Annotated in this window: 16 protein-coding genes and 1 pseudogene; 8 read left to right on the forward strand and 9 right to left on the reverse strand. The window is 68.8% G+C overall.

Annotation, left to right across the window (positions count from 1 at the left end):
* Positions 1-143 precede the first annotated feature (143 nt).
* On the forward strand, positions 144-551 hold the full coding sequence (locus tag AC3IFE_RS08400) for a helix-turn-helix domain-containing protein (protein ID WP_089470574.1): 408 nt from the start codon (positions 144-146) through the stop codon (positions 549-551).
* 2 nt (positions 552-553) lie between these two features.
* Positions 554-1,894: a type II toxin-antitoxin system HipA family toxin gene (locus AC3IFE_RS08405; protein WP_489190209.1), complete on the forward strand. Its 1,341-nt coding sequence runs from the start codon at positions 554-556 to the stop codon at positions 1,892-1,894.
* Positions 1,895-2,136: 242 nt separating this feature from the next.
* On the opposite strand, the gene AC3IFE_RS08410 is transcribed toward AC3IFE_RS08405, so the two are convergent.
* Positions 2,137-3,264, reverse strand: a complete 1,128-nt coding sequence (locus AC3IFE_RS08410; RefSeq protein WP_301737821.1) for a 4-hydroxyphenylpyruvate dioxygenase family protein — start codon at positions 3,262-3,264, stop codon at positions 2,137-2,139.
* 360 nt (positions 3,265-3,624) lie between these two features.
* Here AC3IFE_RS08410 and shiA point away from each other — a divergent pair, with 360 nt between their 5' ends.
* Entirely contained in the window at positions 3,625-4,932 is a 1,308-nt protein-coding gene (gene shiA / locus AC3IFE_RS08415; RefSeq protein ID WP_089469786.1) for a shikimate transporter, read from the forward strand.
* 210 nt (positions 4,933-5,142) lie between these two features.
* Positions 5,143-6,444, forward strand: coding sequence for a UDP-N-acetylglucosamine 1-carboxyvinyltransferase (locus AC3IFE_RS08420; protein ID WP_301737822.1), 1,302 nt, complete (start codon positions 5,143-5,145; stop codon positions 6,442-6,444).
* A gap of 243 nt (positions 6,445-6,687) precedes the next feature.
* Here the strand turns inward: AC3IFE_RS08420 and AC3IFE_RS08425 are convergent, their stop codons facing one another.
* Complete coding sequence (locus tag AC3IFE_RS08425; RefSeq protein WP_489190210.1) at positions 6,688-7,164, reverse strand: hypothetical protein; 477 nt, start codon at positions 7,162-7,164, stop codon at positions 6,688-6,690.
* A gap of 202 nt (positions 7,165-7,366) precedes the next feature.
* Between AC3IFE_RS08425 and AC3IFE_RS08430 the strand changes: the two genes are divergently transcribed.
* Positions 7,367-8,140, forward strand: coding sequence for an IclR family transcriptional regulator domain-containing protein (locus AC3IFE_RS08430; protein ID WP_089469784.1), 774 nt, complete (start codon positions 7,367-7,369; stop codon positions 8,138-8,140).
* 9 nt (positions 8,141-8,149) lie between these two features.
* Here AC3IFE_RS08430 and AC3IFE_RS08435 read toward each other — a convergent pair whose 3' ends face one another.
* The 5 genes and pseudogenes from AC3IFE_RS08435 to AC3IFE_RS08455 form a co-directional block, all read right to left on the reverse strand.
* Complete coding sequence (locus tag AC3IFE_RS08435) at positions 8,150-10,450, reverse strand: ATP-dependent DNA helicase (RefSeq protein ID WP_489190211.1); 2,301 nt, start codon at positions 10,448-10,450, stop codon at positions 8,150-8,152.
* Positions 10,447-12,141 (reverse strand): VRR-NUC domain-containing protein, encoded by a 1,695-nt coding sequence (locus AC3IFE_RS08440; RefSeq protein WP_489190212.1) that lies wholly within the window; start codon positions 12,139-12,141, stop codon positions 10,447-10,449. Before AC3IFE_RS08440 ends, AC3IFE_RS08435 begins: the two co-directional genes overlap by 4 nt.
* A gap of 95 nt (positions 12,142-12,236) precedes the next feature.
* Positions 12,237-13,118, reverse strand: coding sequence for a MipA/OmpV family protein (locus tag AC3IFE_RS08445; protein WP_089469781.1), 882 nt, complete (start codon positions 13,116-13,118; stop codon positions 12,237-12,239).
* Between the two features lie 203 nt (positions 13,119-13,321).
* Positions 13,322-13,633: an ATP-binding protein gene (locus AC3IFE_RS08450; protein WP_041492268.1), complete on the reverse strand. Its 312-nt coding sequence runs from the start codon at positions 13,631-13,633 to the stop codon at positions 13,322-13,324.
* A gap of 305 nt (positions 13,634-13,938) precedes the next feature.
* Positions 13,939-14,231: pseudogene (locus tag AC3IFE_RS08455) on the reverse strand (hypothetical protein); the annotation flags it as partial.
* Positions 14,232-14,352: 121 nt separating this feature from the next.
* On the opposite strand from AC3IFE_RS08455, the gene AC3IFE_RS08460 reads away from it, so the two are divergent.
* The 3 genes from AC3IFE_RS08460 to AC3IFE_RS08470 all read left to right on the forward strand — a co-directional run bounded on the left by AC3IFE_RS08460 (position 14,353) and on the right by AC3IFE_RS08470 (position 16,034).
* On the forward strand, positions 14,353-14,601 hold the full coding sequence (locus AC3IFE_RS08460) for a hypothetical protein (protein WP_089469780.1): 249 nt from the start codon (positions 14,353-14,355) through the stop codon (positions 14,599-14,601).
* Positions 14,602-14,995: 394 nt separating this feature from the next.
* Positions 14,996-15,427 carry a CBS domain-containing protein gene (locus AC3IFE_RS08465; RefSeq protein ID WP_089469779.1) on the forward strand — a complete coding sequence of 144 codons (432 nt, stop codon included), beginning with the start codon at positions 14,996-14,998 and terminating at the stop codon, positions 15,425-15,427.
* 103 nt (positions 15,428-15,530) lie between these two features.
* On the forward strand, positions 15,531-16,034 hold the full coding sequence (locus AC3IFE_RS08470; RefSeq protein ID WP_489190213.1) for a PRC-barrel domain-containing protein: 504 nt from the start codon (positions 15,531-15,533) through the stop codon (positions 16,032-16,034).
* A 31-nt stretch (positions 16,035-16,065) separates the two neighbouring features.
* On the opposite strand, the gene AC3IFE_RS08475 is transcribed toward AC3IFE_RS08470, so the two are convergent.
* Entirely contained in the window at positions 16,066-16,689 is a 624-nt protein-coding gene (locus AC3IFE_RS08475; protein WP_489190214.1) for a DUF4142 domain-containing protein, read from the reverse strand.
* Positions 16,690-16,738: 49 nt separating this feature from the next.
* Positions 16,739-17,284, reverse strand: a complete 546-nt coding sequence (locus AC3IFE_RS08480; protein WP_489190215.1) for a hypothetical protein — start codon at positions 17,282-17,284, stop codon at positions 16,739-16,741.
* Positions 17,285-17,347: the final 63 nt, after the last annotated feature.

The following is a 17,347-nucleotide window of genomic DNA, read 5'->3' on the forward strand; positions in this document are numbered from 1 at the left end:
CGCTGCGTGGACAATCGGCCTCCGCGTAACAGGCTATCGCTTGTTTTTCGTCAATACAGGCTATGATTTGTATTTTCACAATACATGCCATAGACTGTATTTTCCAATTACAAACGATCGCCTGTCATCTCGCGGAGCGCCCGATGGCCTTTCCTGTCCAGACCCTGACCCAGTTGCGCCCGATACTCGTCGGCTTTCGGAAATCCGCGGGGCTCACGCAGGCGCAACTGGCCGCCCGCCTAGGCATCACCCAGCAATCCTATGCCCAGCTCGAAGCCAACCCGTCGGCGGTCAGCATCGAGCGGCTTTTCAAGGTGCTGAACGCGCTCGGCGTTCGCATGATGCTCGGCCTGGACGAACGGGATGCACCGGCGGAAGCGGCCGATTCGACCTCCAGCGCCGAGCCGGCGGCGCGCCGCAAGCCGGTCGCGAACAAGCGCGGCACCACGGCCGCCAACGCCCCGACCGGAGCCGCGGCCGACGCCGCGCGAAAGCGCCCGGCCGCGACGACTCGGGGCAGACCACGCGTGTCGAAGCGGGAGGACTGGTGACGATGGCCGCACGCGCCCGCCATGACCGGCTCGACCTGTGGATGAACGGCATTCCCGTCGGGTACTGGGAAATCCGCCGCGGCGTCGAGCGTCTCGTCTATCTGCCGGACTGGCTCGACGATCCCCAAGGGCGGCCCCTGTCGTTGTCGCTGCCCTTCACGCCCGGCAACCAGCCGCACCAGGGCGCGATCGTGGCCGACTACTTCGACAACCTGCTGCCGGACAGCGAGCCGATCCGCCGCCGCATCGCGCAGCGTTACCGGCTCGGATCGACGGCGCCGTTCGACTTGCTCGCGTCGATCGGCCGCGACTGCGTCGGCGCGCTCCAGATGCTGCCGCCAGGCGAGACGCCGGTCGATCTCGAGGCCATCGAAGGCGCGACGCTCGACGACACAGCCGTCGCCGATGTGCTGCGCCACGCGACTGCCGCGCCGCTGCCCGGCCGCGCGGAGCCGGACGCCGATCTGCGCCTGTCGATTGCCGGCGCGCAGGAAAAGACCGCGCTGCTGCGTCGGCGCAATCGCTGGCTGCGGCCGTCGGGCAGCACGCCGACGACGCACATCTTCAAGCTGCCGCTCGGTCGTGTCGGCAACATGCAGGCCGACATGCGCACCTCCGTCGAAAACGAATGGCTGTGTTCGAAGCTCGTCGCCGCGTACGGCCTGTCGGTCGCACCGTGCGAGATCGGCCGGTTCGACGACCAGAAGGCGCTGATCGTCGAGCGCTTCGACCGGCGTCCGTCGCGCGACGGCTCGTGGATCCTGCGACTGCCGCAGGAGGACATGTGCCAGGCGACCGGCACGCCATCGGGGGCGAAATACGAATCGGACGGCGGCCCCGGCATCGAGACGATCATGGGCATCCTCGCGAATTCGGCCGATGCGTCCCGCGACCGAATGAATTTTTTCGTCGCCCAGCTCGTGTTCTGGGTGCTGGCGGCGATCGACGGCCACGCGAAAAACTTCAGCATCGCGCACCTGCCCGGCAATGCGTATCGCAGCACGCCGCTGTACGACGTGCTGTCCGCGCATCCGATCATCGGTACACGCCGCAACCAGATTCCGCCGCGCCGCGCACGCCTCGCGATGGCCGTCTGCGGGAAGAACCGGCACTACGTGATCGGCGAAATCCAGCCGCGCCACTGGATCGCGCAGGGCCGCCGCGTCGGCCTGACCGAAGACGACGTGCGTGCCGCGATGGCGGCCGTCGCCGCACGAACGGAGCCCGCGATTGCCGAAGCCGCCGCGCAGATCCCGGCGGATTTTCCGGCGGACGTGGCCGACGCGATCTTCGACGGCATGCGTCGGCACAGCCGCAAGCTCGCGGCGGCCGATCCCGCGTGACGAATCGACCGGCAGCAACGGGGCGCCGGTCTTCGCTGCGCGAGTTCAATGGCTGTCGGGCCGGTTCCTGTCGCCGCTGTGCAATCGCCGCCGCGGTGCGTACGGCGAGGCCGCGCACCGGCAGCGTTTCCGGCACACGTGCCGCGCGTGGCCGATGCGGTGGGCCACGATTTCGCCGTGGCCTGCAAGATCGGCGTGGCCGAGGGCGCGCGGCAGCGTAACGGCAGCCGGCGCCTGAACGTTCAGCCGGCGTCGCGTGCGCGGGCGAGTGCCGCGAGGTTGCCCTCGCCGAACCCGTGGTGCCCCTTGCGCTGCACGATCTCGAAGAATATCTCGCCGGGCTTGCGCTTCACGAAGGTCTGGAAGAACAGCTTCGGCACGCCGTCGCTGCCGATCTCGCCGTCGACCAGCACCGCGCGGCGGCGCAGCGCATCGAGATCGACGCCATGCGCCGGCAGCCGCGCATCGACGTCGTCGTAATAGCGAGCGGGCGGCTCGATGAACTCGACGCCGTTCGCACGCAGCGCATCGACGCACGCCAGGATGTCGTCGGTCGCCAGCGCCACGTGCTGCACGCCCTCGCCCGGATGGTCAGGCAGGTACGCATGCATCAGCTCGGTGCGCCGCGTACCTTCCTCGTAGACGGGAATCCGTACCGCGCCGCACGGCGACACCATCACGCGCGATTCCTCCGACACATGCCAGTGCGCGTCGATCTGGTGGATCTCGCGGAAATGCAGCAGGTCATGGTAGAAATCCAGCCACTCCTGCATGCGGCCCGCGCCGACGGTTTGCGTGAAGTGATCGACCTGCTGCAGGCCGACGCCCGCGCAATCGAGATCGGTATGCGCGGTCGCGATGTCGATCGGCCGGAAATCGATATCGAAGATCGAGATGTCGCCGACGCCGCCGCGCTGGCCGTCCCGCCCGCGCCAGCGGTCGACGAAATACAGGTGCGAATCGCCGATGCCCTGGATCGCCGGAATCTTCAGTTCGCCGACGCCGACCTTCTCGCCTTCGAACGCCCACGCACCGAGCTGGATCGCGCGCTCGAACGCACGCCGGGCGTTCGCCACGCGCAACCCGATCGCGCAGACACCCATCCCGTATTCCTCCGCATAGCGCGCGGCGAACGAATCGGGCTCGGCGTTGATCAGGAAATGCATCTGCCCCTGCCGGTACAGCGTGACGTTCTTGCTGACGTGCCGCGCGATCGCCTTGAACCCGAGCTGCTCGAAGCGCTGTGCAAGCGCGTCCGGCACGGGCGCCGCGAATTCGACGAATTCGAGGCCGGCCATCCCGAGCGGATTGGCGGCCGGATCGGCAACGGGCGGCGTATCGCTGGACAAGGGGGGGGAATTGCCGGGCATTCCAGTCTCCGGGGGCATGCGGTCGATGGGGGGAATGGTGCCTGTCGCGTGCGGCGTGCGCGGCCGATGTGGCGGCCGCGCCTCCGCCCCGGACGGGCGAGTTGTCGATGCAGCAGATTTTAACCAGATCGTTCACGGCGGCACACCCCGGCCGAACGGGATATCGTCGCGCCGCCTAGTGCAAACCCGGAAATCGTTCGATAATCGCACGGAATTGAACGATAATCGCGCACATTATCCGATTGGCTAATTGCCGACCCGCGGCGCGAGCCCTATTCTCCGTTCACCCATCGACTTCAATGCAGCATCGGACGCGGCGCCGCCACGATTCCACGATGCGCCGTGCCAGGAGACATCGCCATGACCCCCACCTTCGACACCCTCGACGCCGCCGCCGGCGCCCGTGCGCGCAGCCAGGCCCGCAAGGCCGCGATCGGCAGCTTCGTCGGCGCCGTCGTCGACTGGTACGACTTCCTGCTGTACGGGATCGTCGCCGCGCTGGTGTTCAATTCCGAGTTCTTTCCGAAAGTCAGCCCGACGATGGGCACGCTCGCGGCGTTCGCCACCTTCGGTGTCGGCTTCCTGTTCCGGCCGCTCGGCGGCATCGTGTTCGGCCACTACGGCGACCGGCTCGGCCGCAAGCGGATGCTCGTGCTCACCGTGATGCTGATGGGGCTGTCGACGGTCGCGATCGGCCTGCTGCCGGCGTTCTCGACGATCGGCTGGTGGGCGCCCGTGCTGCTGGTGCTGATGCGCGCGATCCAGGGGTTCGCGGTCGGCGGCGAATGGGGCGGTGCGGCGCTGATGGCCGTCGAAAGCGCGCCGAAGCAGAAGAAGGCGTTCTACAGCAGCGGTGTGCAGGTCGGCTACGGCGTCGGGCTCGTGCTGGCCACCGGCATCGTCTCGATCCTGAGCCATACGCTCGGCGAGGCCGCGTTCAAGTCGTGGGGCTGGCGCCTGCCGTTCGTGTTCAGCATCGTGCTCGTGCTGATCGGGCTCTGGGTGCGCAAGAACATGGACGAATCGCAGGAGTTCGTCGAGAAGGTCGAGCACGGCAACCGCAAGCTGCGCCTGCCGGTGCTGGAAGCGCTGACGCGCCACCCGAAGGCGTTCATGCTGATCGTCGCGCTGCGGCTCGCCGAACTGTTCACGATGTACATCGTCACCGCGTTCGCGCTCAGCTATTCGACGACGAACCTCGGCATGTCGCGCGACCTGTTCCTGAACATCGGCCTGCTGGTCGGCGCGGTGAGCTGCGTGACGATCCCCTGCTTCGCTTGGCTGGCCGACCGCTACGGCCTGCGCCGCATCTACCTGATCGGCGCGCTGATCGGCCTCGCATCCGCAGTGCCGTTCTTCGTCGCGCTGGAGTCGCGCTCGATCGCATGGATCGTGATCTTCTCGATCCTGCTGGCGAACGCCGCGCACGACATGGTCGTGAGCGTCCAGCAGCCGCTGTTCACCGAGCTGTTCGGCGCCGAATACCGCTACAGCGGCGCGGGCGTCGGCTACCAGTTCGCGAGCGTCGTCGGCGGCGGGTTCACGCCGTTCATCGCGGTCGGGCTCGTCAGCGTGGCCGGCGGTTCGTGGCACCTCGTCGCCGGCTACCTGGCGATCGGCTGCCTGATCTCGCTGGTGGTCGCCGCGCGGATGCGGGCCGCGCAATGACGTAATGAGCGCGTGGCCGGCCCGATACGCGGCCGGCCATTTCGCCATGCCGGCGCCGGCCGGTACTCGACCTGCTGCATCGCGGACGCGACGTCAAACACTGTCAGTTGCGCGCGCCGATTCCCCCTTTTCCCCTCCGAACATTCCACGCCGCGTGCCGACCAATGGCATCATATGGGCCTACGTCAGTCACCGATACGCCCCCATATCATGTCGAATCTCATCGTCCACGGCGGCACTCCGCTGCGCGGGGACATCAAGCCGTCCGCGAACAAGAACGCCGTCCTGCCGATTCTGTGCGCCACCCTGTTGACCGATCAGCCGCTGCGTCTCGTCGGCGTACCGGACATCACCGACGTGCGCAAGATTCTCGATATCTTCCGCACGCTCGGCAGCGACGTGTCGGTCGATTTCGCGACGGGCCTGCTCGAGCTTCACCATCGCAACACGACGTTCGATCCGGCCGTCCATCGGCTGCCCGAGGCGATGCGTTCGTCGATCATGCTGATTCCGCCGCTGCTCGCGCGCTTCGGCGTCGCGCGCCTCGAGAACGACGTGAAAGGCTGCACGCTCGGCGTGCGCGAGATCGATCCGCACGTCGAGGTGTTCGAACGTTTCGGCGCGCACATCGAGCGCACGCCCGATTCGCTGATCGTCCGTACCGACGGCCCGCTGACGGCCAACGATCACTGGCTCGACTACGCGTCGGTGACGACCACCGAGAATTTCGCGTTGTGCGCGACGGCCGCGAACGGCACGTCGACGCTGATGAACGCGGCCTCCGAGCCGCACGTGCAGGAGTTCTGCCAGTTCCTCGCGATGATCGGCGTCGCGATCGAGGGCATCGGCACGTCGCGGCTGTGCGTGACGGGCGGCGGCAAGCTCGGCGGCGGCGAGTTCCGCTTCGCCGAGGATTTCCACGAAATCGCGACGTTCCTCGCGCTCGGCGCGATCACCGGCGGCGACATCACGGTGCGCAATTCGTCGCCCGAGCATTTCCCGCTGATCGACCGCACGTTCGCGAAATTCGGCGTCACCGTCACGCACCGCGACGGCTGGTCGCGGGCGGAACGCGACGGCCCGCTGCGCGTGCGCCGGCCGTTCACGCAGAACATCCTGACCAAGGTCGAGGCCGCGCCGTGGCCGTACCTGCCGGTCGACCTGCTGCCGATCTTCATCGCGCTCGGCGTACGCGCGGAAGGCAGCGCGATGTTCTGGAACAAGGTCTACGACGGCGCGCTCGGCTGGTCCGGCGAACTGTCGAAGTTCGGCGCGCACGTGCTGTTGTCCGACCCGCACCGGCTGATCACGTTCGGCGGGCTGCAACTGACGCCGGCGCGCGTCGAGAGCCCGTACATCATTCGCGTCGCGATCGCGCTGCTGATGGTGGCCGCGAGCATCGAAGGCCGCTCGGAAATCATGAACGCGCTGCCGATCCGCCGCGCGCATCCGCATTTCGTCGAGAACCTGCGTTCGGTCGGTGCGAACGTCGAGTGGACGAGCAGCGAGTAAGGTCGTGACGGATGCGGCGCGCGGAAGGGTCGCGTCGCATCCGGTTTCTCCGCTTTTCATGCCGTATCGGCCGCTTCAATGCGCGGCCGTGCAGCGCTCTGCCATCGCCAGCTTTCCGTTCACGTCAGCACGCTACGTGCTGCTTCACGCCTCTTCCCGTAGTCGGCGCCAGGCCGACGATGCGTCATCGGGACATCGGCTTCCACGACCCATCGGCTTTTTCCCGCTCGCGGAAAACCAGATTCAGACCTGTCCAATTGCCGAAACGTGAGCCCGGCCATAGGCTGCCTTCCTGACCCGGCGGATAGCGCCAAAAACCGCGCACCCGCGCTCCAGCAGGAAAATGCGTAGCCCATGGAACCCCGATTCACCCTGGCGCAGATGCGCGACGTGTGGATCGACGCGTATCGTCACGCCGACGTCGAACAACTCGATTTCGTCGCTAGCCCGGGCTTCTTTGTCCAGCACGAAGCTCGCATTCGCACGAAGGCGCAATTTCTTGCGTGAATGCGCGTAGTCGCGGCCGAGCGCCCGTCGGACAGATCGGGTATCGCATATCGGGACGAAACCATGCAGATTGTCACGCGCGGGCAACGGGCGACGATAACGGGCATCGGGGCGGTACGGATCAACCACACAACCGATTCCCGCCTCGATTTCGTCGAGCAGTGGTGCGTGATCGACGCGCGATGGCGCATTGCCGCGCTCTGCCACGAACACAGGTAAGCGCCGACCGCGCCGCAACTGCGCTCCGACGCTTGAATGGGTCGACTCAGTCCGACTCGTTTGCGTCGTTCCGCCTGAACCTGAAATCGCCCGGCAGCTTGCCTCTGAAACGCCTCAACCGATCTCCCGTTCCCCCACCGCTCGCGCGATAATCGCCCACTCCTGCGCGAACACCGCGCGCCACCGCTCACCCGTGATGACGAAAAAGCCCGACCTCGACCGACGCGACTGGATTGCCGGCCTCGAAAAAGGCCTGATGATCCTGGAGGCGTTCGACAGCCAGCACGCACGCATGACGCCCACGCAGGCCGCCGCACGCACCGGCCTCACGCGCACGGCCGCGCGGCGCTACCTGCTGACGCTCGAATCGCTCGGCTACGTGTACACCGACGGCAAGCTGTACGGCCTCACGCCGCGCGTGCTGCGCGTCGGCTGGTCGTACTTCGATTCGGCGCGGCTGCCGCGCACGGTCCAGCCTTATCTGCAGCAACTGAGCGCGTCGCTGAACGAATCGGCGTACGTCAGCGTGCTCGACGGCTGGGAGCTCGTGTTCATCGCCCGCAACGGCGTGTCGCGCGTGATGACGACGGGCTTCGTGCTCGGCGCGCGCGTGCCGGCGCCGCTGACGTCGCCCGGTGTCGTCCTCCTCGCCCATCATCCCGATCGCGAAGCCGTGCGCGCATGGCTCGACGAGACCGAACTGCCGCCGTTCACGCCGCATACGATCACCAACAAGGCGCGGCTGCTCGAACAGGTCGACCACGCGCGCGACGCCGGCTACGCGGCGATCGAACAGCAATTGCAGGTCGGCGTACGCGGGATCGCGGTGCCGCTGAAGAACCGTCACGGCGAAGTCGTCGCCGCGCTGAGCACGAACATGCCGATCGGCGCGGAGACGACCGACGCGGCCGTGCGGCGCGTGCTGCCGCATCTGCAGGAAGCCGCACTCGCGATGCTCAACGTGCTGTAGCGGCCGCCGTCACCCGATCCGCCACCACCGCGGCAGCAGGTTGCGCACCTCGCGCCGTCGGTAACGGTCGTCGATCAGGTGCACGACGCCCTCGTCGTGCTCGGTGCGGATCACGCGCCCGGCCGCCTGCACGACCTTCTGCAGCCCCGGATACAGGTACATGTAGTCGTAACCGTTGCCGAAGCGCGCGTCCATCGCGCGCCGCATCTGCTCGTTGATGTCGTTGACCTGCGGCAGCCCGAGCGTCGCGATGAACGCGCCGATCAGCCGCTCGCCGACCAGGTCGACGCCTTCCGAGAACGCCCCGCCCAGCACCGCGAAGCCGACGCCGCGGCCGCCCGCGTCGAAGCGCGCGAGAAACGCGTCGCGCTCGCTTTCGGCCATGCCGGGCGCCTGCGCCCACACGGGGACGTCCGGATGGCGAGTCTGCATCAGCGCGACCACGCGCCCGAGATAGTCGAAGCTGCTCAGGAAGCCGAGATAGTTACCGGGGCGGGCCGCGTATTGGGCGGCGATCAGGTCGGCGATCGGTTCGAGCGAACGATCGCGGTCGTGCCAGCGCGTCGACACGTGGCTCGCGACGCGCACCGTCAGTTGCTCGGCGCGAAACGGCCCGTCGACGTCGAGCCAGCCCGTATCGCCGGGCAGCCCCAGCGTGTCGCGATAGAAATGGAACGGGCTCAGCGTGCCGGAGAACAGCACGGTCGCACGCGCGGCTTCGTAGCGCGGCGCCAGGAAACCGGCCGGGATCACGTTGCGCACGCACAGCGTCGACTGGACGCGGCGCCGGCGGCCGGCCGTGGCGACGCCATCGAGCGCAGGCTGTCGCGGCATCGGCTCGCCATGCAGCGTCGCGTCGAAGATCGACGCGCTGTCGAACGCTTCGGCCAGCACGCCGAACTGGATCGCCTCGAAATGAAAACGCAGCAGCGCGTCGCCGTTCGCGCGCGGCGCGTCGGTCAGGTGCTCGCCGATCGCCGCGACGAGGTTCTGCACGGCCGACACGATCGGGCCCGGCACCTCGGGATAGGCCGCATAGCGCTCGGCCTGCGCGCGATTGAGCGTGCCCCACGCGCGGGCGAGCCGGTCGAATGCCTTGCGCAGCGCGGCCGGCGCGGCGTCGCGCGCGGCCGCGAACGCGAATGGATCGAGCGACGCGCTGTACATCTTGCGGGCGCGGTCGAGCAGGTTGTGCGCTTCGTCGACGAGCACGCCGACGCGCCACTGGTTCTGCTGCGCGAGCGTGTGCAGCATCGCGCTGCCGTCGTAATAGTAGTTGTAGTCGCCGATCATCATGTCCGACCAGCGCGCGAGCTCCTGCGCCAGGTAATACGGGCAGACGTCGTGGGCGAGCGCGGCGGTGCGCACGGTATCGCGATCGAGCAGCCCGGCCTCGATCGCCGCATCGCGCGCGGCCGGCAGCCGGTCGTAGAAGCCTTTCGCGAGCGGGCACGATTCGCCGTGGCATGCGAGATCCGGATGCTCGCACGCCTTGTCGCGCGCGACGAGTTCCAGCACGCGCAGCGGCAGCGCGGGCGTGCCGGCGCCGAGCGTCGTCGCCGCGTCGAGCGCGAGCGCGCGGCCCGGTGTTTTCGCGGTGAGGAAGAACACATGATCGAGCTCGCCCTCGCCGCATGCCTTCAGCAGCGGGAACACGGTGCCGAGCGTCTTGCCGATGCCGGTCGGCGCCTGCGCCATCAGGCAGCGTTCGTCGCGCGCCGCGCGATAGACGGCCACCGCCAGCTCGCGCTGGCCGCTGCGGAACTGCCCGTGCGGGAACGCGAGCGCGCGCAGCGCCGCGTCGCGCGCGGCGCGATGGGCCGTCTCGCGTTCGGCCCAGCCGACGAAGCACGCGCACTGCTCGGCGAAGAATGCGGCGAGCGTGGCGGCATCCAGCGTTTGAGTCAGCACGGTCTCGCGCTCGGACACGATGTCGAAATACACGAGCGCGACGTCGATTGCCTCGAGATCGCGCGCGTCGCACATCAGGTGCGCATAGACCTTCGCCTGCGCCCAGTGCAGCGCGCGATGGTTGGCCGGCATCGCGTCGAGGCTGCCGCGATAGGTCTTGATTTCCTCGAGCCGGTTCGCCACGGGATCGTAGCCGTCGGCACGGCCGCGCACGGTGAGCGTGCCCCACGTGCCCGTCAGCGCGATCTCGGTTTCGTAGCGCGCGCCGCGTTTCGACGTGACCGCGCCGTGGCCGGCGATGCCTTCGAGCGCGGTCGGCGCGGGCGTGAAGCGCAGGTCGAGATCGCCGCGCCGCGCGGTGAACTCGCACATCGCCCGCACCGCGACGACGTAGCTCATGCGGACAACTCCGCCGCCTCGGCGTGCGCGACGCCGTCGCCGGCCCACTCGACATCGACGACGCGCACCGGCATCCGGTGGGCGAGGCAGTAGGCGAGCCAGCGCGCCTGGTTGTCCTGCAGCCGGTCGCCGGGGCCCTTCACCTCGATCAACTCGTAGCGGCGCTCGTCGGGCCAAAAGCGGACGAGATCGGGCAAGCCGGAGCGGTTGCCGCGGATATCCGCGAGCAGGCGCGTGAACCACAGCCGCAGGTGCTCGGGCGGCAGGCACGCGAGCGCTTCGTCGAGCAGCTGGTCGGTCAGCACGCCCCAGAACACGAACGGCGACTGCAGCCCGGCCTTCGTCGCGAAATGCCGGCGGATCGTGTCGCGGTACGCGCCCGAATCGAGCTGCGCGAAGCAGGCGTCGAAGGCCGCCGCGCGGCGCACGGCGAAATCGGGGGCGTGCAGATCGGCCGGGCCGCGCTGGAACGGGTGGAAGAACGCGCCGGGCACGGCCGCGAACACGGGCTCCCAGCACAGCAGCCCGAACAGCGAATTGATCAACGTGTTTTCGACGTAGTGGACCGGCGACGCCGGCTGCGCGAGATGGTCGCGCACCGCGAATTCGACGCTGACGGATGCGTCGGGGCGCGCGAGCACGAGCGTCTCGCGCGGCACGGCCGCGGCAGCGGCCGCGCGTTCGACGCGCTGGCCGGCGCGGCGCTGCAGGCGCGGCAGCATGCGTTCGACGCGCTGACGCTCCTCGTCGCTCTCGAAGCCGCCGCGTGCGTCGAGCGCCAGCGCGAGCGCGTCGTCGTCGCGCCCGCAGCGTTCGAGCACACGGATGCGCCGATGGCGGCTGCCGGGCCACGCGCTGCGCGCGTACGCGTCGAGTGCGGCGCACCAGTCGGCACGGCGTTCACACGCCTGGCCGAGCGCGAACAGCAGCTTCGCGCGGCGCGTCGCGAGCCACGGTTGCGCGCAGTCGACCGCGTCCAGCGCGCGGATCAGGTCGTCGAACGGCAGATCGTCGGGCCAGGCTTCGAGCGCGTCGCGGCACATCTGCAGCGCGAGATACGCGTCGACGTCGCCGCGCTGCTGGAACGCGCGCGACGACGGCGCGATCGGCACGCTTTCGTACTGGAACACGCCGAGATCGGCGAGCACGAATTCGCTCCAGTCCTGATGCAGATTGCCGAAGAACATCAGCCGCAGCCGGTCGCACAGCGCGCCGACCGTCACGCGCAGCACCCGGTCGTCGGCCTGCGCGCACCACGCGTCGAGCGGTTGCGCGACGTCGTGCGCGGGCCGCAGCCGCTCGAGCCAGTCGGCCTTGCGCTCGCCCGCATGCGCGGCGAGCGCCGGGAAGATGCGCAGCAGATCGGCCTTGGTGGACAGCGCGAACAACGCGTCGAGCGTGAGCGCGGGCGCCGGATCGACCCAGCCGAGCGCGACGAGCGGCGCGGCGGCGTCGAGCGTGCAGCCGATCTCGTCGTACACGAGCTTGCTCGCGCGGAAATCGGCCCCGTTGCGCATCAGCATCCGCACGAGCAGCGCGCGCGACGCCTGCGGCAGCGTCGCGAATTGCCGGACGAACGCGTGCTCGTGCGCGTCGAACAGGTCGTCGTAACGCTCGCCGAGCCAGGCGAGCGCACGTTCGAAATTGGTCAGGTAGTAAAACGCCGGAGGCGTCGGCGAGGCAGGCGTCACGGGGATCGATCACTGTACATTTGTACAGGTCGGAATCATATCAAATGTGACGGGCAATGCCGCACGCGGCATCGCCCTTCCGCCGCCCGGCCCGGTCAGAACTGGTAATTCACCGACATGTCGAACACGCCGTTGGTCGACTGCTGCGTGATCGGGCTGCGCGCCGCGCGGCCGACGAGCTGCTCGAGCGCGCCGTCCACCGTGACGAACCAGTGCTTGTTCACGAACCACACCATCGTCATGCCCACGCCGGCCGACTTGATCCCGGCTCCCGACGAATAGGCCGGCAGCCCGGAGCGCGCGGCCGCGCCCTGGTTCACGCCGAACCAGCTGTTCATGTAGCGGGAGTCGGCGAACGACACGGTCGGCCCCGCGAACCAGAAGAAGTGCTCGTTGCTGCCGGGCATCGGCATGTACGCGGAGAAATCGCCGGTCCAGCCGTTCGAGCCGCCGATGCTGCGCCGGACGTCCGCGCGCAGCACGAGCGGGAAATCCTTCGAGACCACGTAGTCGGCCGCGAGCTTCATCACGGGCGCCGCGTTGATGTTGTCGAGACCGTTCAGATGACCGAGATCGTCGGCCGAACGGCGCCCGAGGTCATAGCCGACCGACAAACTCACGCGCCAGTTCGGCCCGCGCAGCACGTTCGCGCCGAGGCCCTCGCCCGTCGACAGGAAGAACAGGTCGCGATAGCGAACGTCGAAATTCGGGCCGCCCATCACGCGATAGCGGTCGGCGCCCGCGTAGCGCGGCTGCAGCGTCATCGCGGCGCCGACGCTTACCTGCCACGTGGGGATGTTCGGATCGAAGAGTTTCCGCAGCGGTACGCCCGCCGTGTATTGCCATTCGCCGAGCGGCGAAGGCGTCTGGGCCGACGCGTCGCGGGCGCCGGCGGCGGCGAGCGCCGCGAATGCCGAGAGGCTGGATACGAACCGGCGTGCGCCGGGGGACAGCAACAGGCGAGCAACAGTGGTCAAGGCGGTCTCCGTCGGCTGCACGAAACGAACCTGAAGGAAAGCGCGTCGCGCTTCACCGGCTGCAACGGCAGGCAGCCTGTGGCGCGAACGTAGCATGCGCTGAATTAACGGACATCCTACGCGAGGCGCGCGCAGACGCAAAGCGCCCGTTGTATGCGGGCACTTTGCCGGGATCCGGCATGCGCCGGCGGACAATTGCGGAATCAGAAACGCTCGACGTGATAGTCGCCGGCGAGCGCGGCCGGACTGCGGGTCGACATCATCCGCGAGAAACCGTCGGCGAGCCGGCCGAGCGCGAGCTGCTTCTGGCTCGCGTCCCAGTGCGTGTAGGTGTCGTAGGCGGCATCGTCGAACGAAACGGTGACGGCGACCGGACGGCCACTCGCGCGAAAGCCGATCTGCAGCACGCCGCCCGGCAATTCCTCGATGTGATAGCGGAGCGAACGCGATTCGAAATAGCGGCCCAGTACCTGAGCGATCGCGCGCTTGTCGGGCGATTGCACGTGAATGTCCATGACGGTCCTCCTTTCAATGTTCGCGCGGCCGGTCGTGGCGCATGGCCCCCGCCCGGCATCCGCATCGGCGGCGGATTCGACGGCGGGTCGCCTTGCGGCAGCCCGTCGGGCACGGGCGGATCGACCGGGTCGTCGTGCCCGGGCGGCGGCGGATCCGGGTCGACGTCGGGTGTCGTCGGTTCGGGACGGTGCAGCATGGATGGCGTGTTCATGTCACTCCTGCGCGACGGCGCGCGCCTTTCGATGAGGCGAGCCCTCGCAAGCGGCGTGCCTGCTGTCGCGCCATGCCATTGGCCGGTCGGCTCGTCGTACGCCGCCATGACGAGCCACATCGTGCGCCCCTCGGCGGTCAGCTGCACGGCGAGCGCGAACGGATCGGACGGTTCGCATTGCGCGACGAGCGGCTGCTGCGCGCGTTCCGGGCCGTCGTAGACGGTGTCGGTCAGTTCGCGTACCTCGTCCTTGCCGTCGAATAGGCGCCGCTCCGGCCGATAGACCCGCGATTCGCGCTTCCACGTATCGAAACGCTCGCGAACGTGGCCGAATCGCCACCGCGTACGTTCGCGTCGTAACGTATTCTTTCCCTGGCTGCCTTCATCACGATGCCCTCTCGCCCATCCCGGACGCGTGCCGGCCGGTTCCCGCCGGCTTGCAAGCGCCGTGCCGCGGCCGGCGCGGGTACAAGGCTTGCGTCTTCTCATCGACAAGGAGGTTCGACCATGACCGTACACGCCACCGGCCGCCGCGACGCCGTGTCACCGGCTGCCGGACTGCTCCGGTTCGCCCCGTCGCGTCCACCGTCTGAAGACAAGACGGAGGAGCGCATCGACGAAGGGCTCGAGGAGACGTTTCCGGCCAGCGATCCGCCCGCCGTCGGCGGTGCGACGCGTATCGACCCCGCCAACCCGTCCGGCGAGCGCGAACGGCGCGCCCCGCACGTCCCTTCCCCGCCCCGCGATCACGGCTGACGGCGGCACCCGGCGCGCGTGGCGTGGCAGCGCACCCGCGCGTCGGCCCAATCAGGAGCGATTCGATGAAAGTCCTTGAACGCAGATGGCATGAAATCAGTGGCGCGGCCGGCGTTGCGGCGCTGGCCGCGCTCGAAAGCGCGGTGGTGCTGGCAATTGTCACGATGACGGGCATCGGCCACTGACGTCCCGCGTCGACCGGCCACGGCCGCCGCCGTGGAAGATGTACAAGCACGCTGGCAAATTGCTCCGTCGCCCGGTAGCCCGGTGCAAGCCCGTTTTGCGCGTTGCGCAACGACGTTATCACCGCGAACAGGCCTTGGCGCCGGCGTGCGCGCCCCATGCGCGGCACGCGCGGTGCTTCCCACTCGTCCCGACCACGAAGGAGGCGTTCATGTATCGCGTCAACGAAATCATGTCGCGCGACGTAGTGTGCGTCGCGCCGACCGACACGATTCGCCATGCGGCCGAATTGATGCAGCGCTTCGATATCGGCGTGCTGCCCGTTTGCGACGGCACCGAACTCGTCGCGATCGTGACCGATCGCGACCTGGCCGTGCGCGCGCTGTCGCACGGTCATTCGCCCGATACGCCCGTGCAGGCGGTCGCTTCCAGGCCCGTGCAGTGGTGCGTCGAGGATGACGGCGTCGGCGACGTCCAGCAGCGGATGGCCGACGTGCAGTTGCACCGCTTGCCGGTGCTCGACCGCAGCCGGAAGCTCGTCGGCATGGTGTCGCTCGGCGACATCGCGACGCGCGCCGGCGGCCCGGCGCGTGACGAGTTGGCCAATACGCTCGAGGACGTCTCGTTACCGCGCCGCCGCTGACCGATCGGCGTGCCCATCATCCCGCGGCCTGCTGCCCTGGCGCACTATCCGCGCAATCAAGTTGCGCTTGCGCCAGGGTGCCGCTTCGACCAGGAGGTTTTCGATGACAACGGACAAACCGTCGCGCGACGCCGCGCGCATCGCCGGCGCGAACCCGCGCAAGGCCGTCGGCGGGCCGGGGCCCGACGTCATGACCGCCGGCACGCTTGAAGGCGACCGCGTGCTGACGATGGACGGCGACGACATCGGCAAGATCGCCCATATCATGCTCGACGTGCGCGCCGGGCGGATCGCGTATGCGGTCGTGTCGTCGGGCGGCTTGCTCGGCATCGGCGACAAGCTGCTCGCGGTGCCGTGGAACGCGCTCGTCCTCGATGCCGAACGCCGATGCTTCGTGCTGCCCGTGGATACCGCACGTGTGCGCGAGTCACCCGGCTTCGACAAGAGCCACTGGCCGACGATGGCCGACCCCGAATGGGCCGAAGCGCTGCATGCGTATTACGGCCGGTCGCCGTACTGGCTGATCGAGGAAGGCGAAACGGCGCTCGATTCGCCGCCGTACGAGGCGTCGCCGGGCGGCCCCGAAGACGGCACGAGGCGGCACTGAAGCGATCCGGGCCTGGCCGCCGGAAAGCGGGTCACTGCGCGGCGGCCACCGTCTTCGCGAGTCGCCGCGCGGCGCCCAGATGCGCGTTCAGCATCGGCAGCGTGCGGGCCGCGAACGCGCGAAGCTGCGGGTCGCGGCCTTCTTTCGCCTCGGTTTCGTAAAGCCGGATCGCCGCTTCGTGCGCGCGTGGCCCGGTGAGGGCCACATACGCCGTATCGAACGCGCGTCCCTCCTTCGCCCGCAATGCCGTCACTGCCGGGTCCACCAGCATGCGCGTCTGGACCGGCACGCCCTTTTGCGCGCCGAGGTGCCGCAATTCTTCCGCGATACGGGCGTGATCGTCGACCATCCGGCGCGCGAAGGCCTTGACGTCCGCGTTCGACGAGCGGTCGAGCGCCTGTTGGCCGGCTTGCCGTTCCACCTTGCCGATCATGCCCGCCTTGTCGACGAACTCGGCGTCGATGCCGGTCGGCCGCTGCGTCATGCCGGGCTCGTCGGCGGTCGGGCCGGGGCGGATGACGCCCGGAGCGACCTGCGCGGACGAAGCCGGCGTCTGCGCGTGCGACGACGCGAGCGCCACAACGCCGGCGATGGCAGTCAGCACGCTGACCAGCGGCCGGGGCGTGCGGTGCTTGATCCGGTTCGGTTCTGTCATGCGGGCCTCCGTGTGAGACGACGGAGCGGGCCAGCCGCGCGGCGGGCCGTCACGCGGGACGGTGGGACGACGCGAAGAAATCGGTCCACGCGCCGCGGTGCCATGCGCCCTCGGTGCGCTCCACCGACAGCGCGCCGGCGGCGAGCATCGTTCGCTCCGCGAACGTGATCGTGCGCCGCGTCACATGCGCGGCCAGCACGACGCCGTTTTCGCATTGCTTGAGCGCGCCATGCCCCTCCGGCGCGTCGCCGCGCATCCGGCCGAGCGCGCCGCACAACGCGCCGACGTAACCGCCCACGAGCGGCACGCCGATCCACGCGAGCGGCGCATGAAGGCCGCCCAGATACAGCAGCGCGGCCCCGGCGAGCCCGACGATCGCGCCGACGGCCACGCCTTCCAGCGCACCGATCCCGCCCGGCCGCGCGGCGGAGTCCGCATCGACGTTGCCGCCGAGCCAGAACAGCGCGTGCTGTCCGGGCGGATTGAGAAAGAAGACCTTCACGTCGTCCCGATGGATAACGTGGCCGCGCAATTGCTTCGCGCAGCGTTCCGCCTGCTCGAGCCGCGAGAAACGGCCCGCGATGATGGTGTCCATGTCGAACTCTCCTGCCCGGTGACGCGCAGGGTCGCGAGCGCGCGACGCCCGATCGGCCCGGCG

This window comes from Burkholderia sp. APQ4-4ca, from assembly GCF_057837105.1.